The sequence below is a fragment of the Mesorhizobium sp. M0768 genome (assembly GCF_040320195.1).
Taxonomy (GTDB): Bacteria; Pseudomonadota; Alphaproteobacteria; order Rhizobiales; family Rhizobiaceae; genus Mesorhizobium.
This window is the reverse complement of record NZ_JAMYPD010000009.1, coordinates 90,736-112,882: the sequence shown is the minus strand read 5'-3', so window position 1 is coordinate 112,882 and position 22,147 is coordinate 90,736. Positions and strand designations below refer to the sequence as shown.

The window sequence follows — 22,147 nt, the reverse complement described above, 5'->3', positions numbered from 1 at the left end:
TCTCAAATAGGCAGCAAGGCGCCGGCGTCACAGCCGGTTCTCCTCCGCTAGGTCCAACAGCAACTCCAGCGCCTCCTCCGCCCGGTCGGCGGGCACGAACAGATGATCGTGGTAGAAGGCCGAGACCGGATTGACGCCGATGCCGGCGGTGGCCAGCCGCGCGGTGATGGCGGCGAGGAAGCCGACCGCTTCCAGCGACGAATGGATGTTCAGCGTCAGCATCCGGCAGCGGAACACGGTTTTCAGTCCAGCGGCCTTGGCATGGTCTTCAAGCACGATCAGCGTCGTGCCCTCGCGCTCGCGAAATAGCATCACCGGGTGGAGCCTGTCGGGAACGGGCGCATGGGGTGGCAACGTGGTGAAGACATGAACGCCGGCAAGCAATTCCGGCGTCATTGCCGCCAGCAACTGTTTCAGGTCGGTCTCTCCGGCCATCGGTTGCTTTCGCTGTGCGATCAGGCTGCTGCTGCCGTCGCGCGCTCGGAAGACACCTCTACGGATTTTCAATAACGCCCTCCACCTCACCCCGCAAGGTGGACTTGGCCAGGTTCGTTGCTGACTGAACGTACACACCCAAGGTTCGCCCCTGGAGTGAAAAGAATTGGAGGCATGTCGGATCGCCGTCATGGGCCGCGTCCTTGGTTCGAGCTGGCGGAGAGCCAGTGCTCACAACGACCGGAGGGAACATCAATGACCATGTCTCAGGCAGCACCCGTCTCATCGCGTGCCTTGTGGGCCGGCCGCGTGCTCAGCGCCGTAGTCGTGCTGTTCATGATCTTCGACGGCGTCATCAAGCTACCGCCGCTCGAAATCGTCACCCAGACCATGGTGCAGCTCGGCTGGCCGGCCGATGCCAATGTCTCGCGCATGCTCGGCATCATTGGACTGGTCTCGACAGCGCTTTACGCGCTGCCGCGCACCTCGGTGCTCGGCGCCATCCTGCTCACCGCCTATCTCGGCGGTGCCGTCGCCACGCATGTGCGTATCGGCAGCCCTTTGTTCTCGCACATACTGTTCGGCGTTTATCTCGGCGCCATCCTCTGGGGTGGCCTGTATCTGCGCGATCCAAGGGTGCGCGCGTTATTCCCGTTCAGCCAATAGCGCGACATCGAAAGCCGCTCGATGGTGGCCAGGCCGCCAGAGCGGGCGCGGTCTGCCGCCGCCTTTCTACTCTTTGGATCAAATTGAGCGCCGCCGGGCGGCAGCCGATCTTCTTCTTTGGATCAAATCGCCTGGTTGCGAGTTAGGGGGTGCAGCGGCGAGGACGGCACCCTGTTGGAGAGGAACGACAATGAAAAAGGTGATGATCTTGATGGCCCTGCTGGTGCCGCTCGGTGCCTGCTCCCGTACTGAGCAAGGCGCGGCAGTTGGTGGCCTGGGCGGTGCGGCGGTCGGCGCTGCTGTGGCCGGCAACCCGACCAAGGGCGCGGTGATCGGCGGTGCGGCCGGCGCTTTGGCCGGTGCGCTGATCGGCCGTGCCAGCGAAAGCGGCCAATGCCGTTATCGCGATCGTAACGGTCGTGTCTACGTTGCGAGTTGTCCGGAAGGCTATTGATCGGGCCGCATCATATGGATGCAATAGCAAAACGGCGGGCAGGGCCCGCCGTTTCGTGGTTGTGGAGATGATTTATTCGGCGCTGGCGGCTTCCGACTCGGCCGGCGCGGCTGCGGCGGCGGCAACGGCCGCGGCGGCATCTTCCTGCGCCTTCTTCAGCAAGGCTGCGCGCTCCTGCGCCTTCTTGCCGGGCTCGGCCTTCTTCGGGTTGGAGCGGGCTTCGCGCTTGGCGATGCCGGCTTCATCGAGGAAGCGCAGCACGCGGTCGGTCGGCTGGGCGCCATGCGACAGCCAATGCTTGACGCGCTCGGCGTCGACCTTGACGCGTTCGCCGTCCTTGGGCAGCAGCGGATTCCACGAGCCGAGCGACTCGATGAAACGGCCGTCGCGCGGCGAACGAGCGTCGGCGACGACGACATGGTAATAGGGACGCTTCTTCGAGCCCGCACGGGCCAATCGGATTTTCAGTGGCATTTCTTTTCTCCTAAAAGCTCTGATCTGGTTGATCGGTTGGTGGCTGGTCCTCAGCCGGTTTTCGTCACGCCGTTGGATGCGGCGATCTGCTCGTGATGGCGGATCACTTCGCGGACGACGAAGTTCAGGAATTTCTCCGCGAAATCCGGGTCGAGATGGGCGTCCTTCGCCAGTTGGCGAAGACGGGCGATCTGCTCCTGCTCGCGCGCCGGGTCGGCAGGCGGCAGGCCATGTTCCGCCTTCAGCACGCCGACTGCCTTGGTGCAGCGGAAGCGCTCGGCCAGCATGTGGATCAGCGCCGCGTCGATATTGTCAATAGAGGCGCGATAATTGGCCAGCGCCGCACGCGCGTCCGCCATGTCCTTCTCTTCGTTCATGGCGCCCTCACTTCTTCTTGCCGAGGCCATTCTTGCCAAGCATTGGCAGCCCGCCACCGCCCGGCAGGCCGGGAAGTTTCATGCCGCCGGGCAGCCCAGGCAGGCCACCGCCACCGGGAAGACCACCGGGCAGGCCCTTCATGCCGCCGAGCCCGGCGGCCTGGGCCTGCTTCTGCAAGGCGTCGAGCTGCTTGGGGTCCATCTTGGAGAGGTCCGGCATGCCGCCGCCCATCATGCCGCCTCCGGGACCGCCTGGGCCGCCAGGCATCATGCCGCCGAGCCCCATCTTGGAAGCGAGGCCGCCCATCATGCCGCGCATCAGGCCGCCGCCTTTGCCCTTGCCGCCCATCGCCTTCATCATGTCGGCCATGCCGCGATGCATCTTCAACAGTTTGTTGATTTCGGCCGCGTCGGTACCCGAGCCGGCGGCGATGCGCTTCTTGCGCGAGTGCTTCAGAATATCGGGGTTGGCGCGCTCGGCCTTGGTCATCGACGAGATGATGGCGAGCTGGCGACCGAACATCTTGTCGTCGAGCCCGGCGGCGGCCATCTGGTCCTTCATCTTGCCCATGCCGGGCATCATGCCCATGATGCCACCCATGCCACCCATTTTCGACATTTGCTGAAGCTGGCCGGCGAGGTCGTTCAGGTCGAACTTGCCCGACTGCATCTTCCTGGCCATCGCCGCCGCCTGCTCGGCGTCGATGTTCTCGGCCGCCTTTTCGACGAGGCTGACGATGTCGCCCATGCCGAGGATGCGGTCGGCGATGCGCTTGGGGTGGAATTCCTCCAGCGCGTCCATTTTTTCGCCGGTGCCGATCAGCTTGATCGGCTTGCCGGTGACGGCGCGCATCGAGAGCGCCGCACCACCGCGGCCGTCGCCGTCCATGCGGGTCAGCACGAGGCCGGTGATGCCGACGCGCTCGTCGAAGCTTTTCGCCAGATTGACGGCGTCCTGGCCGGTCAGCGAATCGGCGACCAGCAGGATCTCGTGCGGCGACGACATCTTCTTGATGTCGGCCATCTCGACCATCAACGGCTCGTCGATATGGGTGCGGCCGGCGGTATCGAGGATGACGACGTCATGGCCGCCGAGCTTGGCCGCCTGCACGGCGCGGCGGGCGATATCGACCGGCGTCTGACCGGCGACGATCGGCAATGTGGCGACCTTGACCTGCTCGCCGAGCTGGCGGAGCTGCTCTTGCGCGGCAGGACGCCGCGTGTCGAGCGAGGCCATCAAAACCTTCTTGTTTTGACGGTCGGTGAGGCGCCTGGCGATCTTGGCCGAGGTCGTCGTCTTGCCCGAACCCTGCAAGCCGATCATCATGATGACGACCGGAGCCGGTGCATTGAGGTCGATGGCGACGCCCTGGGCGCCGAGCATCTCGACCAGTTCGTCATGGACGATCTTGACGACCATCTGGCCGGGCTTGATCGACTTGACCACGGCGGCGCCGACGGCCTTCTCGCGCACCTTGTCGGTGAAGGAACGCACCACTTCCAGCGCCACGTCGGCCTCGAGCAACGCACGGCGCACCTCGCGCAGCGCCGCCGAGACATCGGCCTCCGACAAGGCGCCGCGGCCGGTGAGGCCGTTCAGGATCGAACCAAGGCGCTCTTGCAGGGACTCAAACATTGGTCAACCCGCCGCGCGACAGCGCCTTGGATTCATTTTGACCCCTGTCGGGCCGAAGGCCCTCCACGCCTCTTGTGCGTTCCTGTAGCGATTCAAACATTCTTTTTCCTTTTCCCTGGCACCCGGATGATGCCCGAGAGGTAATGCGTTCGCGCCAACTGTCCAAGCAAAAGCCGGTCCGGGCAAAGCCCAAAGCCAAAAAGCACCCGGGGGCGCACAGCGCTGCCGGGTGTTGGCCTCCGGGATCGATTTACAGCACTTCACCTCAAAGAGGTTTCGGCGTCCCGGTCGGTTTGCTCGGAGGAATACTCGTCGCGGAATTCGCGGCGTGTAGACAGGAAATCGGCCGCAGAGTCAAGCTTTGGTCAAGCTTTGCGTCAAATAGCTCAGGACGACCAGGCAATGCACATCAGCGCACGCTGCCGGCGCGCGCCATATCCGGCTCGACCTTCAGCGGTGAGCGCGGATGTAAAAGCAGCAGAACGGTCAATAGGCTGCTGACGATGCCGATCGAAGCGATGAGGACGGCGTCTGAAGTCGTCCAGCCCGCGGCTTCGAGCGGCTTGGCGTTGAACAGGGCGAAGGAATTATAGCTTTGCTGGTGCGAAATCAGCAGGAAGCCGGTCAGATTGTTGCCGAGATGGGCGCCAAAGCCGGCACCGAGATTGCCGGTTGCATAGACCAGAAGCGTCAGCAGCAGCGCAAAGGCAGCGATCGAGGCCAGCACGCAGGCATTGATGGCAGCGCTTGAACCTGGGCTCCAGTGCAGGGAGGTGAACAGCAATCCCGGCAGCAGCGCCCAGATGAAAGGGTTCCGGAACCGGCTCGCCAGGCCCCTGAGCAGATAACCGCGAAACAGCATCTCCTCCGACGAGGTCTGCAGAAAGGTCAGGGCGGCGATCGGGATCAGGAACGAAAGCCACGCGGACAGGCCGATCGCGCCGCGCGCGATGTCGGGCTGCAAACCATAAAGCAGGATCTCGGAAAGCAGCGAGGTGATCAGCACCGCGGTCAGTCCTTTCAGGAACCCCGACCAAGAAATGCGCCGGCTGACGCCAATCAGGGCTGTCAGCTTCTCGCGATGGATCCAGCGCATGGCAGCCCAAAGGCCGAGCCAGATTCCGGCAAACGAAGCCAGCGCCGCAAGGATGCCTGCAGGAGAGGCCATGAAATCCTGCACCGCTCCCCCACCTGGCGGGGCGGTGCCAGACGATGCCTGCCAAACGGCAAAGGCATAGGTGCCGCCGAACAGCACGGCGGCTGTGGTTCCGAGCCAGAACAAGATGACGACCACCGCTCCAAGCAGAAGCCGCGGCAAAGTGGTCTTGTTGTTGGCGGTCTGCCGGTACTGTTGGAAGGCGGTTGGGTCGATCGTCACGCGGGCTCGCTGGCTGGTGCTTCGGCTCGCAAGGTCTAGAACATCGGCCCCAATGTGGAAACCGATATTGCAGCGGCAATACCGGCTTGTGGCAATGTCGGGAGTGCGAGCGGCCGCCATTACAGGGCGACCGCGCTGTTTGTATCGTCAGCGCACGACGTACACGATACGCCGGCTGCCCGGATCGACCAGTGCCGGCTGGCCGTTCACATAGACGTAACGGTAATCATAGTCCGGAATCTCGCGCAGCTCGACGGTGTCAGGCAACGTCGCGCCCGTCACCACCTCGCCCTCGAGATAGACCGGATCGAGCCGATGCGTACGTACATAGGTACGGATCTCGGCCGGCGGTCTCCGGATAGGCTCGATCGCCTCGCCGGCGACGATTGCTCCGGTATAGCTGTCGGAATAGTCGACGCTATCGGCGGGCGGCGTCACGACGGCAATGTCGGCGCTGGCCGGACGCTGTGTCAGGACCACACGGCTGCCGCCGAAATCGGCCGTCACATAGTCGGAATAGACCCAGCCCTGGCCGTTAGCCTCGGCGATGGTGCACCATTTGCTGTTGGCGATGCAGCCGTCGAGCGTCGCCGACTGGCCGGCCGCAAGCACGCCGATCACCGGATATTGCGGGCCGGGGCCGGCGCGTACATTGAGATCAGTGATGGCCGAGACGGCGGTGTCGGCCAAGGCAGAGCCCGACATCGCCATGAGCGCTCCGGCCACCGCCGGAAACAATATGCGTTTCATGGTCTTCTCTCCGTTTCACAGTCCCTTGGCACGGAAAACGAAGCAAAGCCGCATGCGTTCCGGCTAAAAGGCTTCGGCCGGCTCACGATTTGTTCCAGTCGTTTTCGGCAGGTCGGTCAAAAGCTCGTGAACAAAAGCAAGTTTTTGCGCCGCCACGTCCGAGATGACGAAGGGATAGAGATCGGGCAGGCCCATGCAGCGGTTGATCGAGTTGGACGCCTCCGACAGCACCAGCCAGCGGTCGAGAATCCTTTCGAAGGGCTCTGGGCTGGCGGCGGGTTCCGATGGTGCCGGCTGCAACTTGCCGCCGGTATCGGCGCGCGGCAGCTCGTTGGCTTCAACGGTTTCCAGCCGGCCGAGCGGGAAATTCAGGGCATGCACCATCTCCAGCGTGTCCGTGATGTGCATGTGATGCGCCCATGTCTCGGCCCAGTCCTCCCATGGGTGCGACGTCGCATAGGCCGAGATATGGCGCTGCTGCCAGTCGGGCGGCGCGCCATCGGCATAATAGGTCTTCAGCGCCTGTTCGTAGCCGGCGCGCTCGTCGCCGAACAAAGCGCGAAAACCGGCAAGCTTTTGCAAATCGTCGCGGATCAGGCGGTCCCAGTAATAATGGCCGAGCTCATGGCGGAAATGGCCGAGCAGCGTGCGGTAGTTCTCGCCCATCTCGACGCGCCGCCGTTCGCGCTCTGCCGAATCCGCCTCGGCGACGTTGAGCGTGATCCGGCCGTTGTCATGACCGGTCAGGATACGCTCGCCGCCCGGACCGCCGCCGATCGGATCGGCAAGAAAATCGAAAGCGAGACCGATCTCGTCGCCAACGTCCTGCTTGGGTGCGACCGGCAGGCCGAAGGCGAGCAGCGAATAGACGGCACGCTTCTTTGCCGCCTCGACACGGATCCAGCGGCGGCGATTGCCGTCGACCGACAGATCCGGGATCAGCTGGTTCAGCGCACAGGCGCGGCAGAAGGCGTGGCCGGGCTCCGCCATCCAGTTGCAGGCGCATTCGTCGGCATTGGTGCAATGGAAGACCTCGGCCCCGGACAGCGCGAAGCGCGCATGCTCGGGATCGTAGAGCACGAGGCTGGCGCAGTTCAGGCATTGCGCGTTCTCGAAATAGAGACGGTGGCCGCACTGCGGGCAGTCGAAAAGCTTCATTGGCGTCTCAAATCATTCGAAATGCGGAGGACGATACGAGCAGGAGAACGCCAAACGCCTGTCAGCTGCCGACGTTCCTGCCGGCAGATGCTATTTTGCCGCAAGCTGGGCGACGACCTCCTTGGCCACTGCCTCGCCCGACAATCTGGCGCCGCCGCAGGTCCCTGCATCAGCGGACCGGCCAAGTGCTCGCCGGCGAAGAAGATCTTTTCCGCCACGGGCTGCATCAGCGTGGCGCGCGCTTGCGAGCGGCCGGGCCGCCGCCGCCGCATAGCACACAACCGCTCAGCGCCCCGCCGATGATCACGACATCAACGTCTTCCACGCTTATTCTGTCCCCGCCACAATAATTACTTGATCGTAGGCAAATTCCCGGGCGTCCGCCAGTGTGGTGGATTTGAGGTTCCTGCTGTATTGAGTGCATCGGCGTGGCGCCAGGGCAGTGACAAGCAGGTGTTTCGCAGGCAAGTTCGCAATTGGGAACGTGATTCAGGCAACCAGGAGAGCAGCATGGCATTTCTTGCCAAGGGGAAGATGTTTGTAGTGGCCACGGTGGTGGCGGTGCTTGCGCTGGCGACGGGCGCGCAGGCGGCGGCCAGCTGTGGCAAGAGCGGCGCCGGCTTCGAGGCATGGAAACCGGAGTTCGCCGCGGAGGCGAAGGCCGACGGTGTCGGCTCGAAGGGTCTGGCCGCTCTGGCTCGCGCAACCTACGCGACAAAGACGATCTCCGTCGACCGCGCCATCCATAAGGCTTTCAGCGGCTCGGTGGAAGCTTTCATGAAGCGCCGTGGCGCGTCCGCGATCATTGCCAGGGGCCGTGCGCTGAAGAAGGCCAATGCTGCGCTGTTCGACAAGATCGAACGGAATTACGGCGTGTCGCCGGGCGTGTTGCTCGCCATCTGGGGCATGGAGACCGGCTTCGGTTCCGCCATGGGCAACCAGAATACGGTCTCCGCCATTTTAACGCTGGCCTATGACTGTCGCCGTCCGGAGTTCTTCTACCCGCATGCCATTGCGGCCCTGAAGCTGGTTGATCGCGGAGCGTTGAGCGCCTCGTCGGTCGGTGCCGCGCACGGCGAGATTGGCCACACGCAGTTCCTGCCCGGAAATGTTTTGACGTATGGTGTCGGAAACAAAAATCTGCGCGACAAGAGCACTGCGTTGGCTTCCACCGCCAACTTCCTCAAGAGTCATGGTTGGCGGGCCGGCGCGAGCGCGCAGGCGAATATGGGCGCAATTGCCGGCTGGAATTCGGCGAGCGTCTATCAACAGGCCATCGCCCGCATGGCCACGGCGATCGATGCCGACTGACAGGAAACGCAAAAACGACTGGGCTCGGTTTGGAAGCGCGAGGCGAGCATGAAGAGTCTCGCAACTGCGCAGGGCTTGCCTTGCCCTTTCGAACCTAGGACAGGCGATGATCTCGCTCTCGATCTCTGACTTCGATGCGGACCCCGAGAGGGTGACTGCGATCCTAAGCCTCGAACCGACACGCATAGTCCGCAAGGGCGACCCGATGCGTAACGGTTCCCCGCGCAAGAAGAATGGATGGAGCCTCGATGGTCCGCGGCAAAGGCTCCGGAGTGGGGCCGAGCACGAGAATGCGGTCAACTACCTGATCGAGCAGATGCGAGGTCGGGAGGAAGCCTTCGCCCGGCTGCGGCAGGAAGTGCGGCCGAAGCAGATTACGATCTATGGCGGGTTCTATACGTCCTACGACGAGCAGTGCGGCATCTGGCTTGAGCCGTCCGCGATGAGGGTGCTCGCGGATTGCGGTGTTGGCTGGGGCCTCGACCTTTTCGTTGAGGACGAAGCTCACCAACATGGAAGTGAGGTGTGAGCAGCCGTCCTGTCCGCATTGGGTCGTTTGCCGACTGGCTGGTTCCAAACTTGAGCGGGGTCTGATTCATAAGGGCATGAGCCGATACGATCTGACCGACTTCGAATGGCGGGCGATCGAGCCGCTGTTGCCCAACAAAGCCGCGAGGCGTGCCGCGCGTAGACGACCGCCGGGTGCTGAACGGCATCTTCTGGGTGCTGCGATCGGGTGCGCCATGGCGCGATCTGCCCGAGCGCTACGGGCCTCGCACCACTGGCTACAACCGCTTCGTTCGATGGCGGATAGCAGGTGTCTGGGATCGGCTGATGGACGCCATTACCGAGGCCCATGACGGCACGGTGCAGATGATCGACACCTCTATTGTTCGCGTCCATCAGCAGGGTGCGACGGCAAAAAGGGGAATCGAGATCATTGTCTCGGTCGTTCCCGAGGCGGGCTGACGACCAAAATCCATGCTCTTGTCGACGCCGAAGGCAGGCCGATCAAGCTGACGCTCACGGCAGGTCAAATGAGTGACATCGCCTACGCAGCGGACTTATCAAGGATTTGCCCGAGGGTGCCATGCTGCTCGCCGACAAGGGCTATGATGCCAACGCGTTGCGCAATGCCGTCACCGAGCAAAAGGCATGGGCCAACATCCCGCCCAAGGCCAACCGCAAGGACCCGATGTGCTTCAGCCCCTTCCTCTACAAGGCCCGCAACCTCGTCGAACGCTTCTTCAACCAGGCCAAGCAGTTCCGTCGCATCGCAACTCGATATGACAAGCTGGCAGAAAACTACCTCGCTGCCCTCAAACTCGTCTCCGTCCGTATCTGGCTACGCGGTAACGAGTCTACGTCCTAGTCTAGAGCTTTGATTTCACGCTTTTCCTGGAATTGCGCTATTCGACCGAAAGTCCGGCCAAGCCCCGGGCGTGGAAACTTCGTCAAACACCGCCATCGGCCCGGTCGCGGTAAGGACGACGGACGCCGTTTCGCGCCCGAATACGCGAAGCGGGGCCGGCAATTCATATTGCTTGAGGAAAGGATTGCCGGAAGAAACGTCGTTCCAGCCGAGCTTTGCGGGCGCATCGGGGCGGTCGGTCAGCCAAAGGGCAAAACCACTATATGTCGGAACGTCAGCCCTGCACTCGACCAGCGCGGGAAGGTCGAGGGAGGGGGGTCATCGTTGGCTTTGGCGACGGCCAAGTTCGCCCGGACAGCCAACGCGGGCAGGAAACCAGCTCCAAGCGTGGCCAAGCGCCTGGGCACATCACGCTCAATAATGCACGTAGCCGCTCAACGGGCATTTCTGGGAAATGGGAATCTGGAAGGGGCCGTCAAAACTTTTGCAGGTACGGAATTTGGAATTCCGCGGCGCCGGGGTAGCCGCTTTTGGCTTGTCCCCGATGACCGTCGGGACTCTGGGACCCTGCGCGTAGCCGCTCAACGGGCATTTCTGGGAAGCGGGAATCTGGAAGGGGCCGTCAAAACTTTTGCAAGTATGGACCTTGGATGTTTGCCCCGCCGGGACTTGCGTGGACTGACCCGCGGTAAAGACGGCCACCGCCGCAAGCAGAAGAAAAAGTCTGTTTTTCACTGTCAAAGCCCTCCGACCCGCACGAGAAGTAAGATCAAATCACGGAAAGGTCAAACAGGAAACGATCTGAAATCGCGGCTTCTATTATATTAGAGACGCCAAATAAAACCCGGTGTCCTCACCGGGTTCCTAACTCATCTAAGCATTGGGCCTGTTGGGAATATCAACCCTTGCGATTGCGCGCCGCCAGTGTCCGCAGCCTCAGCGCGTTGAGGCGGATGAAACCTTCTGCATCCTTCTGGTCGTAGGCGCCGCGGTCGTCCTCGAAGGTGACCAGCGCGTCGGAATAGAGCGTCTTCCTCGACTTGCGGCCGCTGACCATGACGTTGCCCTTGTAGAGCTTCAGCCGCACGGTGCCTTCGACGTCTTCCTGGCTCTTGTCGATCATCGCCTGCAACATCAGCCGCTCGGGCGCGAACCAGAAGCCATTGTAGATGAGCTCGGCATAGCGCGGCATGAACTCGTCCTTGAGATGGGCGGCACCGCGGTCGAGCGTGATCGATTCGATCGCCCGGTGGGCGGCGATCAGGATGGTGCCGCCGGGGGTCTCGTAGACACCGCGCGATTTCATACCGACGAAACGGTTCTCGACCAGGTCGAGCCGGCCGATGCCATTGTCACGGCCGAGATCGTTCAGCGCCGCCAGCATCGTCGCCGGCGACAGCTTCTTGCCGTTGAGCGCGATCGGATCGCCCTTGAGGAATTCGATCTCGATCTCGGTGACCTTGTCCGGCGCGTCCATCGGCGAGATGGTGCGCTGGTGGACGAATTCCGGCGGTTCCGTCCACGGGTCCTCCAGCACCTTGCCCTCGGAAGACGAATGCAGCAGGTTAGCGTCGACCGAGAAAGGCGCATCGCCCTTCTTGTCCTTCGGCACCGGGATCTGGTGCTGCTCGGCGAAGTTGATGAGATCGGTCCGCGACTTGAACGACCAATCGCGCCACGGCGCGATCACCTTGATGTCGGGGTTGAGCGCATAGGCCGACAGCTCGAAACGCACCTGGTCGTTGCCTTTGCCGGTGGCGCCATGCGCGATCGCATCGGCGCCGGTCTCCCTGGCGATCTCGACAAGATGTTTCGAGATCAGTGGCCGGGCGATCGAGGTGCCGAGCAGATATGTGCCTTCATAGACAGCGTTGGCGCGGAACATCGGAAAGACGAAATCGGATACGAACTCCTCGCGGACATCGACGATGCGGATGTCCTTGATGCCCATCATCTCGGCCTTGCGCCTGGCCGGCTCCAGTTCGCCACCCTGGCCGAGATCGGCGGTGAAGGTCACGACCTCGGCGCCGAGCTCGGTCTGCAGCCATTTCAGGATGATCGAGGTATCAAGGCCGCCGGAATAGGCGAGCACGACTTTCTTGACGGCTTTTGCTTTCGACATGGTGGGCAGTTCCGCGACAGGGGTTCTTCGCGGGCGAGGTATCACGGCGTTTTAGGCCAGCGCAAGGGACGAACGATGCCTGGACCAGATGCTTCATCTCCAAGAGGCTGGCGAGGACACGGCTCTTGCGCTATGGCTGCGCCGTCTTTTGCCGCTACGAGACGAGCCATGTCCTTCATCCCCGACAGTACGACGCTTATCCAGTTCTCCATCGCCACCTTCATCCTGGCGATCACGCCCGGGCCTGACATGACGCTGTTCGTGTCGCGCACGCTGAGCCAGGGCCGTGCCACCGGCTTTGCCTCGATGGCCGGCGCCTTGTGCGGCACGCTGATCCACACCACGCTGGTGGTGGTCGGCGTCTCGGCGCTGATCGTCGCCTCGCCGATGGCGTTCTTCGTGCTGAAGATTTTCGGCGCCGGCTATCTGGTCTTCCTGGCATGGCAGGCGATCACAAAAGGGTCGGCGTTTTCACCGGAGAAGAAGAGCGGGCCGCAGATCTCGCTGTTCCGCAGCTGGGCGGCGGGGCTCGGGGTCAATCTGCTCAACCCGAAGATCATCCTGTTCTTCATGACCTTCCTGCCGCAATTCGTCTCCGCGCATGATCCCGACGCGCCGGGAAAGCTGTTCTTCCTCGGCGCGATGTTCGTCGTGCTGGCGATCCCGGTGACGGCGCCGATGGTGCTGGCGGCGGAAAAATTCTCGGCCGCGATGAAATCCAGCCCGCGTGTGACCCGCGTCGTCGACTATCTGTTTGCCGGAGTTTTTTCGGCCTTCGCGCTCAAGATCCTGACGGCCCAGGCGAAATAGGGTCTATTCTTACTTGACCATGATCTTTTCCGAAAACCGGCCTCCACTTTTCGGGATCATGGTCCAATCTGACGCCAGCTTCCGGCCGAGCGCCCGGCGCTCAGCCAGTAGAAAATACCGCCGACCATGCCGCAGCCGATCACCGCCAGCATGACGCTGGTATTGGTAACCTCGAAATTGGCATCGGCCGTCTGGTGGACGAAGCCAAGGAAGACCGCCGCCACCACAGCACCCGCCAGCGCATAGAACAGCCAGTCACGCCGGCCAAGGATCTCGGAGACGAGGATGGCGATGGCGGCCGGCATGAAGGCGAAATAGGCGACGAACAGCGCGACGAAGGGGATTGAAAACCACAGCGACGCCTGCGCCGCCGGTTGCGTCTCGTCCGTTATCAGCCCAAGAGACGCCAGGAACATGATGTTAAGGAAGGCGCTTGCCGCCAGCGAAGCAACGCCGTAGCCGACAAGGATGACGGCGAAGCGGATGAGATAGGCGACGAGGCGGTTCACGCCTCGCCATGCCCCGCGATCATCATGGCTTCCAGCGCCAGCCGGTCGACCTTGCGCATGCGCTCGGAGTCCGACTTGAGCTGGCCGCAGGCGGCGAGGATGTCGCGGCCGCGGGGCGTGCGGATCGGCGAGGCATAGCCGGCATTGTTGATGTAGTCGGCGAATTTCTCGATCGTCTCCCAGTCCGAGCACTGGTAGTTGGTGCCCGGCCACGGATTGAACGGGATCAGATTGATCTTGGCCGGGATGCCCTTGAGCAGCTTGACCAGCGCCTTGGCGTCCTCGATCGAATCGTTGACGTCCTTCAGCATGACATATTCGAAGGTGATCCGCTTGGCGTTGGACAGGCCGGGATAGGCACGGCAGGCAGCGATCAGTTCGTTCAGCGGATACTTCTTGTTGATAGGCACCAAAAGGTCGCGCAGATCGTCGTTGGTGGCGTGCAGCGAGATCGCCAGCATGACGCCGATCTCCTCACCGGTGCGGAAGATCTCGGGCACCACGCCTGAGGTCGAGAGCGTGATGCGCCTCTTCGACAGGGAAAGCCCGTCGCCGTCGGATGCGATAAGCAGGGCCTTCTTCACCGCCTCGAAATTGTAGAGCGGCTCGCCCATGCCCATCATGACGACGTTGGACACTTTCCGCCCCTCGGCCGGCACGATGGCGCCGTCGGGCGTGTCGCGGTCGGGGAAATCGCCAAGCCGGTCCCGGGCGGTCAAGAGCTGGGCGAGGATTTCCTCGGCGGTCAGGTTGCGCACCAGTTTCTGCGTGCCGGTGTGGCAGAAGGAGCAGGTCAGGGTGCAGCCGACTTGCGAAGAGATGCAGAGCGTGCCGCGGCCTTCTTCGGGAATGTAGACGGTCTCGATCTCGACCGGCCGGCCGGCGCCGCGCGGCGGAAAGCGGAACAGCCATTTGCGGGTTCCGTCGGAGGAAATCTGCTCCTCGACGATCTCGGGCCTGGCGACGGTGAAATGCCTGTCGAGCGCGGCGCGCAGATCCTTGGAGATGTTGAACATGCCGGCGAAGTCGGAAACGCCGCGCACATAGATCCAATGCCAGAGCTGTTGGGCGCGCATTTTCGCCTGGCGCTCCGGCACGATGCCGGCGGCGACGAGGGCGGCCCCGAGTTCGGCGCGCGTCAAGCCGATCAGCGACGGTTTTTCAGGCGTCGTGCGGGTGCGCAACGCGTCACGCGCGCCTTCGACGGTAAGATCGAATGAAAGGGTCATTGTTGCGCCAATATAAGCGATTTGCGGCCGAATACAGCATCGTGCCCGAAATGAAGCGCGGCGCATAGCACAGGTTAGCGGCGGAGTCATGCCGGGGTTCTTCCTTCTCCCCTTGTGGGAGAAGGTGGCCGAGCGAAGCTCGGTCGGATGAGGGGTGTTCCAGCTTGGCGCCGACGGCGTTCCGTCCAACACCCCTCTTCCGTCTCGGCGCTGCGCGCCGATCCACCTTCTCCCACAAGGGGAGAAGGGAAGACCGCGCCTAACCGCCTACTTGCACTTGGCGATCGAGGCCAGCGCCGCCGAGATGCCCTTCAGCGAGAAGACGTAGGTGGTGGTGTTGCCGCGGCCGGACTTGGCCGACACCTTCATGTCGGTGCCGGTCTTCATCGCGGCGATCAGCACCGGCTCCTCGGCAGCGTTCTCGACCCAGGCCGACTTGCCGCGCGTGAACATCGAGAAAGACTTCTTGTCGATGGTGACGGTGGCCTTGGAACCCTCCTGGAAGGTATAGCCGGCAATGAATTGCGGCTCGTAGGACACTTGCTGCCCCGGCCGCTGGCTGACGAAGAAGAACATGTCGCCGTGATCGAGCGTCGGCGGCTGCTTGTCGGTTGGCACCGTCAGGACATAGCAGACCTTGCCGCCGCCCGACGCCTGATAACTGTAGGTGCCCCAGGCATTATGCTGGCCGATCTTGGTTGCCGACTGCGCCAGCGCGGGCGCCGTCAAGGCCACCAGGGCCAGGCTGGAAACTATAGCAATCAATCCGCGCATCGCTTTTCCCGTATTCCACTGGTGCGGCGGCAGGCCGGCTCGGCGTCCTGCCCGTCGCTTCATTTTGATTTAATCTGGGTTACCAAACGGTGAATTTCCCCTTAGAAAAGGATGTTCACGCCAGGAAACCGCCGCCGTCTTCGCGCTGCCGCTCGAAAAAGCGGCTGGCGCAATGTCCCTGCCGCGACTTGGAGGCCACGAAAACGGCAAGAGTTTGACTTTTCAAGCAGCTAGGTCTTGCGGCGATTCCGCTTTTCTGAGGTACGTGACGAATTTCCCTGCAGGCGGTACCATGTCTGCGTTCGCCGCCACGGCGCTCGGCCAGGGTACCCTCCCTGGCGGCTTGCGGGAGATTTGGCCATGGTCATTTCCGAGACAGTTCTGATCCTGGCGGGCGGCACAGTCGTCCTGGCGATCGTGTTCGGCGTTCGTGTCGCCGTCCGCGTGGCGGCCGGTGGCGCGGTGCCCCGGTCGGATGGCGGGGAGGCGGCGGGCGGATCGGGCGCCCCCGACGTGGCCGGGGTCATTGCGCTGCCACCTTTGATCTTCCTCGGCTTCCTGGTGGCGGCAACCGTGCTCGAGGTGCTCGTGCCGCTCCCGGTCATGGCCGGGCAGGCGCTCGCCCGCTATCTGACCGGCGCCGTGCTCGCGGTGTGCGGCTTCGTGTTCATCTTTATGGCAGCGGGCCGCTTTCAGGCCGCTGGAACCAACATACCACCGACCTTGCCAACGACGGCGCTGGTCGTCGACGGTATCTATCGGCGGACCAGGAACCCGTTCTATCTGGGAGCGACCCTCATCTATTTGGGCCTCGGCGTCGCGGCCGGAAGTCTTTGGGCTATCGCGCTCGTCGTCCCGCTGCTGTGGGTGATCAATACCGGCGTCATCGCGCCGGAAGAGCGCTACCTCGAGCGGAAGTTCGGAGATGTCTATCGCGCCTACAAGGCGCGGGTGCGGCGGTGGGTTTGACGGCCGGAAAGTCGCTTCTCACGCGATTTTTTGCGCCGCACCGGCTCAGCTCTTGTCGGCGATGGCCTGCCTGGCGGCGAGCCGGTGCGCCGGCGTGATGTGGGCGCTGACGGCGGTAATCGCGGCGGTCAGCACGGCGATGTCGTCGGTGAAGCCTAGCCCAAGGATGAAATCGGGGATGACGTCCGTCGGCAGCACGAAATAGCCGAGCGCAGCAAGCAAGGTGCCCTTGGCGCGAAGCGGCGTCTTCTTGTCCATGGCACAGTAATAGGCGGCGACCACCTCTTCCATGAACGGGATCTGCCGGGCGGCCTTCTTCGCCGTACGCCAGAACTTTTCGCGCACTTCGCTCTCGTTGCCCGGCTTGCTCCCGAGGCCAAAGAAATCAAAACCGGATTTTTGCGCCATCAACCCCTCCTTGCGGCCGTCGCGTGACTTCACGCGTGACCGCGAGGCAAAATGTGGTGAAAGCCGAACCTCGCTGCAAGGTGCAGACAGGCTCAGCCGCCGAAATAGCGGTTCATTTTCCTGGCCAGATCGAAATCCAGCGCGGTCAGGCCGCCGGCGTCGTGCGTGTTGAGGGTCACGTTTACCGTCTTGTAGACGTTCGACCAGTCGGGATGGTGGTCCATCTTCTCCGCGGCCAGGGCGACGCGGGTCATGAAGGCAAAGGCTTCGGAGAAATTCTTGAAGGTGAAGCTGCGGGTGATCGAGCCGCCATCCTTGGCCAGCGACCAGCCGTCGAGGCCGGCAAGTTCGGCGCGGATCGCTTCTTTTGCTAGTTTCTCCCTGGCCATGTCCGTCTACCGCATGATCCGCGAAGCGTCGGCGGCGCCGACCAAACGGCTGGCGACGCGGTTGTCAGCACCTGAAAGCGGCCAGGCCTCCTCGACGACGTAAGGGCCGCCGCCGACCGAATCGCGCGACGACATCAGCACGAAGCGGCCGACCCGGAACGGCAGCGTCGAAAAATTGCCGCGCGCCGACAGGTACTGGGCAACGTCGAGCGGGCTCGAGTTGCGCAGGCGGGCCAGCGTCACATGCGGCATGAACTTGCGCGGGTCGGCCGGGATGCCGAGCCGCTGGCAGATGCGCTCGATCTCGGCCTGCAATGCGGAAAGATCGGGCGAAGCCGCGACCCCGGCCCACACCGCATGCGGCTTCTTCTGGCCGAAGGCGCCGACGCCGGACAGCGTCAGCGGGAAGGAGGCGCGGTGAACACGGTCGAGCGCGTTGGCGATGTCGTCGGCGACATGGCCCTCGACATCGCCGATGAAGCGCAGCGTCAGATGATAGTTTTCGACGTCGATCCAGCGGGCTCCGGGCAGGCCGCCCCTGAGCAGGGACAGCGAAAGAGCGGCATCACGCGGTATTTCGAGGGCGGTAAAAAGACGCGGCATGGGAAGCCTCCTGTCCTCGAATCGAACTCTTGCCCCTAGCGAATCATCGATATCCAAACGGGGCAAGCGGTTTGTTGGTCGCAGGCCTGCCTAAAAGCTTCCCCTGCGGAAGGTGTTGCGACGGCGAACCCTCGCCTTCAGGAATTGCCCCGGACCGCTTCAATGGTCTTCTCCACACTGGGCAGGATACCCTCGACGATACGGTCGACGCCTCGGGCGTTTGGATGAAGGCCGTCCTCGAGTTGCAGGACGGATTGACCGGCGATGCCCTCGAGAAAGAAAGGATAGAGCGGCACGCCATATTTTTCAGCCAGTCGCGGAAAGGTCGCGTCGAAGGCGTTCTGGTAGTCGGCGCCGAGATTGGGCGCCGCGCGCATTCCGGCCAGCAAAACGGCGATCTTGCGCTGCTTCAGTTTTGCCAGCATGGCGTCCAGGTTCTTTTCCGCTATGGCGGGCGAAACGCCGCGCAGCATGTCGTTGGCGCCGAGCTCCAGGATGACGAGTTGCGTGCCGTCCGGCACCGACCAGTCGAGCCGCGACAGGCCGCCGCTCGTCGTATCGCCGGAGACGCCGGCGTTGGCGACCGTGACATCGTAGCCCTTGGCGCGCAGCGCCGCCTGCAGCTTCTCGGTGAAGCCCTGACCTGGCCCGAGGCCATAACCCGCCATCAGGCTGTCGCCGAAACCGACAATGGTGAACGGTTCGGCGCGCGCCGACGAAATGGCGCCGCAAATGGCGAGGAAAAGGGCGAAGGCTGCGGCAAAGGTGTGTTTGAAAGCCATGCGGCAGGCCCCATATGACCAGGAACATCTGTTGGCGAAGGCAGGTTTTCGTCTTTGTCGAGCATCGGATGCACTAGCCTTCATCCCCCATATAGGACGATTTGATTTTGGAAGAAGCCGTCATTTCGCTGAAAGACGTATCGCTGACGCTCGGCGAAGGTGCATCCTCGGTCCATGTGCTGAAGGGCGTCGGCCTCGATGTGGCGGGCGGCGAAGCGACAGGCATCGTTGGACCTTCAGGTTCGGGAAAGTCGACATTGCTGATGGTTTTGGCCGGGCTTGAAAGGGTCGATTCGGGCACGGTCCGAATTGCCGGCGAGCTGCTCAACGGCAAAAGCGAAGATCAGATCGCATCGTTTCGGGGACGAAACATCGGCATCGTGTTCCAGTCTTTCCATCTCATCCCCAATATGACGGCGCTGGAAAACGTTGCGGTCCCGCTGGAGCTTGCCGGCCATGTCGATCCATTCGGCGTAGCGGCGCGCGAGTTGGCGGCGGTGGGCTTGAGCGATCGCGTCACCCATTACCCCGGCGAATTGTCTGGCGGCGAGCAGCAGCGCGTGGCGATCGCCCGGGCGCTGGCGCCGTCGCCGCGCATCCTGATAGCCGACGAGCCGACCGGCAATCTCGACCAGGCAACGGGGCGGCACGTCGCCGACCTGCTGTTTGCCAAGGCGGCCGAACGCGGCATGACGCTGGTGCTGGTCACGCATGACCCACTACTCGCGGCGCGCTGCTCGCGCCAGGTGTCGATGCGGTCGGGGCTGATCGAAGACGCGCCTAAGCCGGCCACCAGGGCTGGCAGGATGACCGCATGATGCCGCTGGCGCGCACGCTGAGGCTCGCCTTTCGGTTTTCGCTGCGAGAAATGCGTGGCGGGCTGTCCGGCTTCCTGATCTTCCTTGCCTGCATCGCGCTCGGCGTCGCTGCGATCGGCGGCGTCAATTCGGTGGCGCAGGCTATTTCCGCCGGTGTTGCCGACCAGGGCCAGACGCTGCTCGGCGGTGATCTCCGCTTCCAGCTCAACCAACGCGATCCGACCAGAGCCGAACGCAGCTTCCTCGACCGGCTTGGCACGGTTTCGCACAGTGCCAATATGCGCTCGATGGCGAGGCTCGAGGACGGCTCCGACCAGGCGCTGGTCGAGGCCAAGGCGGTCGACGGCGCCTATCCGCTCTACGGCGCGCTGGAGACCGAGCCGGTGCTGTCGCGAGAAGATCTGTTCGGCGAAAAATCCGGGGTCTTCGGCGCCGCCGCGCCGGACCTCTTGTTCGAGCGGCTGAACCTTGGCATCGGTGACCGGCTGAAGCTCGGCAGCGCGACGTTCGAGCTGCGTGCCAGGCTGGTCAACGAGCCGGATGCAGTGTCGGATGGCTTCGGTTTTGCGCCGCGGCTGATGGTGTCGACCGACGGGCTTGCCGCTTCCGGCCTGATCCAGCCGGGCAGCCTGGTCGAGAACGCCTATAAGGTCCGCCTGCCTGGCGGCACCACTGAGGCACTGATCAAGGCGATCCAGGAGCAGGCGGCAAAAGAGTTCCCGCAGGCCGGCTGGTCGATCCGCACCCGCAGCAACGCAGCACCGGCGCTGTCCTCGAATATCGAACGGTTTTCGCAATTCCTGACTCTGGTTGGGTTGACGGCGCTGGTGGTCGGCGGCGTCGGCGTGGCCAATGCCGTGCGTGCCTATCTCGACGGCAAGCGCGGCGTCATCGCCACCTTCAAGAGCCTGGGGGCTTCGGGCGGCTTCGTCTTTGCCGTCTATCTGGTGCAGATCCTGATGATCGCCGCCCTCGGCATCACGCTAGGCCTTGTGCTTGGCGCGCTGATGCCGTTCGCGGCCAGCGCCGCACTCCAATCGGTCATTCCAGTGCCGGCGGAAGGTGGGTTCTATCCCGGCGCCCTCGGCATGGCAGCGCTGTTCGGGCTGCTGGTGACGCTGGCTTTCGCCTTGCTGCCGCTCGGCCGCGCCCGCGACGTGCCGGCAACGGCGCTGTTTCGCGAAATGGGTTTCGAGGGCCGCGGTTTTCCCCGCCCGCTCTATATCGCCGCGGCATTGGGCATCGCGCTGCTGCTCGCGGTACTGGCGATCCTGTTTTCCGGCGACCGCCGTATTGCCTCGATCTTCGTTGGCGCCACGATCTTTTCGTTCCTGGTGCTGCGTGTGGTCGGCTCGCTGGTGCAGTGGGCGGCGAAGAAAAGCCCGCGCGTGCGCTCGACCGCGCTCAGGCTCGCCATCGGCAACATCCATCGGCCTGGCGCCTTGACGCCGTCCGTGGTGCTGTCGTTGGGACTCGGGCTGACGCTGCTGGTGACGCTGGCGCTGATCGACGGCAATCTCAGGCGGCAGATCTCGGGCAGCCTGCCGGAAAGGGCACCGAACTTCTTCTTCGTCGATATCCAGAGCAGTGACGTCGATGCCTTCTCCGCGCTGGTCGGCAAAGAGGCACCGCAAGGCAGGCTGATCAAGGTGCCGATGTTGCGCGGCCGGGTGATGGCGCTCAACGGCGTCAATGTCGACAAGGTCAAGGTTCCGGCCGAAGGCGCCTGGGTACTGCGCGGCGACCGTGGCCTGACCTATGACGCAAAGCTGCCGGAGAATGCGACGCTGACCGAGGGCAGCTGGTGGCCGGAGAACTATGCCGGCGAGCCGCTGGTCTCGTTTTCCGCCGAGGAAGGCAAAGAGATCGGGCTGAAGCTCGGCGACACCATCACCGTCAACGTGCTCGGCCGCAACATCACGGCCAAGATCGCCAATTTCCGCCAGGTCGAATGGGAAACCATAGGCATCAATTTCGTCATGGTGTTCTCGCCCAACACGTTCGCCGGTGCGCCGCATGGCTGGTTGGCGACGCTGACCGAGACGAATGCGTCGGCAGCCGACGATGCGCATCTTCTCAACGCCGTCACGCGTGCCTTTCCCGCGGTGACGACGGTCAGGGTCAAGGACGCGCTCGAAATCGTCAACCGGCTGGTGGCGCAGCTCGGCACAGCAATCAGGGCAGCAGCGGGGGTGGCGTTGATCGCCTCGGTGCTGGTGCTGGCCGGGGCGCTCGCCGCCGGCAACCGGGCTCGCATTCACGACGCGGTGGTGCTGAAGACCCTGGGTGCGACCAGAAAAACGCTGATCGCCGCGTTTTCGCTGGAATACATGCTGATCGGCCTTGCTACCGCGATCTTCGCGCTGGCGGCGGGCGCTGTGGCGGCATGGTTCGTCGTCGCGCGCATCATGACGCTGCCATCGCACTTCATGCCCGAGGTGGCGGTGGCGACCATCGGCTTTTCGCTGGTGGTCACGGTCGGCATCGGCCTTGCCGGCACGTGGCGGGTGCTGGGCCACAAGGCGGCGCCGGTGCTGCGGAATCTTTGAGCCAGAGCCGGTTTCGATTAAATCTCGGTAATGTTCCGGGCGGGAAGGCCAATAAAACCGTATCTCCGGCACTTCACGGAGCATTACGCTTGGTTACGGTCTTGTCCTTTACGCCAAGAACCATCATATTTCGGCGCAGGCATGCTGGAGCCCCGCCAGCGGCGCCTGGGTTCA

The 22,147-nt window shown here is 63.2% G+C and carries 23 protein-coding genes and 1 pseudogene; 9 read left to right on the top strand and 15 right to left on the bottom strand.

What is annotated here, in order from left to right; translation table 11 throughout:
* Window positions 1-27 precede the first annotated feature (27 nt).
* Window positions 28-435, bottom strand: a complete 408-nt coding sequence (locus NKI08_RS14680) for an ACT domain-containing protein (protein WP_352470915.1) — start codon at window positions 433-435, stop codon at window positions 28-30.
* Window positions 436-690: 255 nt separating this feature from the next.
* On the opposite strand from NKI08_RS14680, the gene NKI08_RS14675 reads away from it, so the two are divergent.
* Together NKI08_RS14675 and NKI08_RS14670 are read left to right on the top strand one after the other, a co-directional pair.
* Window positions 691-1,101 carry a DoxX family protein gene (locus tag NKI08_RS14675; RefSeq protein ID WP_352507359.1) on the top strand — a complete coding sequence of 137 codons (411 nt, stop codon included), beginning with the start codon at window positions 691-693 and terminating at the stop codon, window positions 1,099-1,101.
* Window positions 1,102-1,291: 190 nt separating this feature from the next.
* Window positions 1,292-1,555 (top strand): YMGG-like glycine zipper-containing protein, encoded by a 264-nt coding sequence (locus NKI08_RS14670; RefSeq protein ID WP_023680734.1) that lies wholly within the window; start codon window positions 1,292-1,294, stop codon window positions 1,553-1,555.
* A 72-nt stretch (window positions 1,556-1,627) separates the two neighbouring features.
* Here NKI08_RS14670 and rpsP read toward each other — a convergent pair whose 3' ends face one another.
* The 6 genes from rpsP to NKI08_RS14640 form a co-directional block, all read right to left on the bottom strand.
* On the bottom strand, window positions 1,628-2,029 hold the full coding sequence (rpsP, locus tag NKI08_RS14665) for a 30S ribosomal protein S16 (RefSeq protein WP_352615509.1): 402 nt from the start codon (window positions 2,027-2,029) through the stop codon (window positions 1,628-1,630).
* Between the two features lie 50 nt (window positions 2,030-2,079).
* Complete coding sequence (locus tag NKI08_RS14660) at window positions 2,080-2,406, bottom strand: chorismate mutase (protein ID WP_254817890.1); 327 nt, start codon at window positions 2,404-2,406, stop codon at window positions 2,080-2,082.
* Between the two features lie 7 nt (window positions 2,407-2,413).
* Window positions 2,414-4,042 carry a signal recognition particle protein gene (ffh, locus tag NKI08_RS14655; protein WP_352770318.1) on the bottom strand — a complete coding sequence of 543 codons (1,629 nt, stop codon included), beginning with the start codon at window positions 4,040-4,042 and terminating at the stop codon, window positions 2,414-2,416.
* A gap of 409 nt (window positions 4,043-4,451) precedes the next feature.
* Window positions 4,452-5,420, bottom strand: a complete 969-nt coding sequence (locus tag NKI08_RS14650) for a CPBP family intramembrane glutamic endopeptidase (protein ID WP_352770315.1) — start codon at window positions 5,418-5,420, stop codon at window positions 4,452-4,454.
* A 147-nt stretch (window positions 5,421-5,567) separates the two neighbouring features.
* On the bottom strand, window positions 5,568-6,170 hold the full coding sequence (locus NKI08_RS14645; protein WP_352770312.1) for a DUF1236 domain-containing protein: 603 nt from the start codon (window positions 6,168-6,170) through the stop codon (window positions 5,568-5,570).
* A 63-nt stretch (window positions 6,171-6,233) separates the two neighbouring features.
* Window positions 6,234-7,328, bottom strand: a complete 1,095-nt coding sequence (locus NKI08_RS14640) for a zinc-binding metallopeptidase family protein (protein ID WP_352470841.1) — start codon at window positions 7,326-7,328, stop codon at window positions 6,234-6,236.
* Between the two features lie 510 nt (window positions 7,329-7,838).
* Between NKI08_RS14640 and NKI08_RS14635 the strand changes: the two genes are divergently transcribed.
* The 3 genes and pseudogenes from NKI08_RS14635 (at window position 7,839) to NKI08_RS14625 (ending at window position 10,011) form a co-directional block, all read left to right on the top strand.
* A complete protein-coding gene (locus NKI08_RS14635; protein WP_352470839.1) occupies window positions 7,839-8,639 on the top strand; it encodes a lytic murein transglycosylase in 801 nt (266 codons plus the stop codon).
* Between the two features lie 106 nt (window positions 8,640-8,745).
* Window positions 8,746-9,168 carry a DUF4279 domain-containing protein gene (locus tag NKI08_RS14630; RefSeq protein ID WP_352748287.1) on the top strand — a complete coding sequence of 141 codons (423 nt, stop codon included), beginning with the start codon at window positions 8,746-8,748 and terminating at the stop codon, window positions 9,166-9,168.
* Between the two features lie 76 nt (window positions 9,169-9,244).
* Window positions 9,245-10,011: pseudogene (locus NKI08_RS14625) on the top strand (IS5 family transposase).
* Between the two features lie 898 nt (window positions 10,012-10,909).
* Here NKI08_RS14625 and NKI08_RS14620 read toward each other — a convergent pair.
* A complete protein-coding gene (locus tag NKI08_RS14620; RefSeq protein WP_352770308.1) occupies window positions 10,910-12,133 on the bottom strand; it encodes an argininosuccinate synthase in 1,224 nt (407 codons plus the stop codon).
* Between the two features lie 168 nt (window positions 12,134-12,301).
* Between NKI08_RS14620 and NKI08_RS14615 the strand changes: the two genes are divergently transcribed.
* Complete coding sequence (locus NKI08_RS14615; RefSeq protein WP_023679833.1) at window positions 12,302-12,943, top strand: LysE family translocator; 642 nt, start codon at window positions 12,302-12,304, stop codon at window positions 12,941-12,943.
* Between the two features lie 56 nt (window positions 12,944-12,999).
* Here the strand turns inward: NKI08_RS14615 and NKI08_RS14610 are convergent, their stop codons facing one another.
* The 3 genes from NKI08_RS14610 to NKI08_RS14600 all read right to left on the bottom strand — a co-directional run bounded on the left by NKI08_RS14610 (window position 13,000) and on the right by NKI08_RS14600 (window position 15,455).
* Window positions 13,000-13,452 (bottom strand): hypothetical protein, encoded by a 453-nt coding sequence (locus tag NKI08_RS14610; RefSeq protein WP_352770304.1) that lies wholly within the window; start codon window positions 13,450-13,452, stop codon window positions 13,000-13,002.
* On the bottom strand, window positions 13,449-14,681 hold the full coding sequence (gene rlmN / locus NKI08_RS14605) for a dual-specificity RNA methyltransferase RlmN (RefSeq protein ID WP_352615494.1): 1,233 nt from the start codon (window positions 14,679-14,681) through the stop codon (window positions 13,449-13,451). Before rlmN ends, NKI08_RS14610 begins: the two co-directional genes overlap by 4 nt.
* 267 nt (window positions 14,682-14,948) lie before the next feature.
* Entirely contained in the window at window positions 14,949-15,455 is a 507-nt protein-coding gene (locus NKI08_RS14600; RefSeq protein ID WP_023721899.1) for an invasion associated locus B family protein, read from the bottom strand.
* Window positions 15,456-15,815: 360 nt separating this feature from the next.
* Here NKI08_RS14600 and NKI08_RS14595 point away from each other — a divergent pair, with 360 nt between their 5' ends.
* On the top strand, window positions 15,816-16,424 hold the full coding sequence (locus NKI08_RS14595) for a methyltransferase family protein (protein ID WP_352770301.1): 609 nt from the start codon (window positions 15,816-15,818) through the stop codon (window positions 16,422-16,424).
* Between the two features lie 45 nt (window positions 16,425-16,469).
* Here the strand turns inward: NKI08_RS14595 and NKI08_RS14590 are convergent, their stop codons facing one another.
* The 4 genes from NKI08_RS14590 to NKI08_RS14575 all read right to left on the bottom strand — a co-directional run bounded on the left by NKI08_RS14590 (window position 16,470) and on the right by NKI08_RS14575 (window position 18,606).
* Window positions 16,470-16,832, bottom strand: coding sequence for a YkvA family protein (locus tag NKI08_RS14590; RefSeq protein ID WP_031212728.1), 363 nt, complete (start codon window positions 16,830-16,832; stop codon window positions 16,470-16,472).
* Window positions 16,833-16,924: 92 nt separating this feature from the next.
* Complete coding sequence (locus NKI08_RS14585) at window positions 16,925-17,221, bottom strand: 4a-hydroxytetrahydrobiopterin dehydratase (RefSeq protein WP_023679826.1); 297 nt, start codon at window positions 17,219-17,221, stop codon at window positions 16,925-16,927.
* 6 nt (window positions 17,222-17,227) lie between these two features.
* The gene (thpR, locus tag NKI08_RS14580) at window positions 17,228-17,824 is read right to left on the bottom strand and encodes an RNA 2',3'-cyclic phosphodiesterase (protein WP_352770297.1); all 597 of its coding nucleotides are present in this window, start codon (window positions 17,822-17,824) and stop codon (window positions 17,228-17,230) included.
* Window positions 17,825-17,961: 137 nt separating this feature from the next.
* The gene (locus NKI08_RS14575; protein ID WP_352450197.1) at window positions 17,962-18,606 is read right to left on the bottom strand and encodes an arylesterase; all 645 of its coding nucleotides are present in this window, start codon (window positions 18,604-18,606) and stop codon (window positions 17,962-17,964) included.
* 107 nt (window positions 18,607-18,713) lie between these two features.
* Here NKI08_RS14575 and NKI08_RS14570 point away from each other — a divergent pair, with 107 nt between their 5' ends.
* Together NKI08_RS14570 and NKI08_RS14565 are read left to right on the top strand one after the other, a co-directional pair.
* Window positions 18,714-19,424 carry an ABC transporter ATP-binding protein gene (locus NKI08_RS14570; protein ID WP_352770294.1) on the top strand — a complete coding sequence of 237 codons (711 nt, stop codon included), beginning with the start codon at window positions 18,714-18,716 and terminating at the stop codon, window positions 19,422-19,424.
* Window positions 19,424-21,973 (top strand): ABC transporter permease, encoded by a 2,550-nt coding sequence (locus NKI08_RS14565; RefSeq protein ID WP_352770466.1) that lies wholly within the window; start codon window positions 19,424-19,426, stop codon window positions 21,971-21,973. The genes NKI08_RS14570 and NKI08_RS14565 overlap by 1 nt, the downstream gene beginning before the upstream one ends.
* Window positions 21,974-22,147 lie beyond the last annotated feature (174 nt).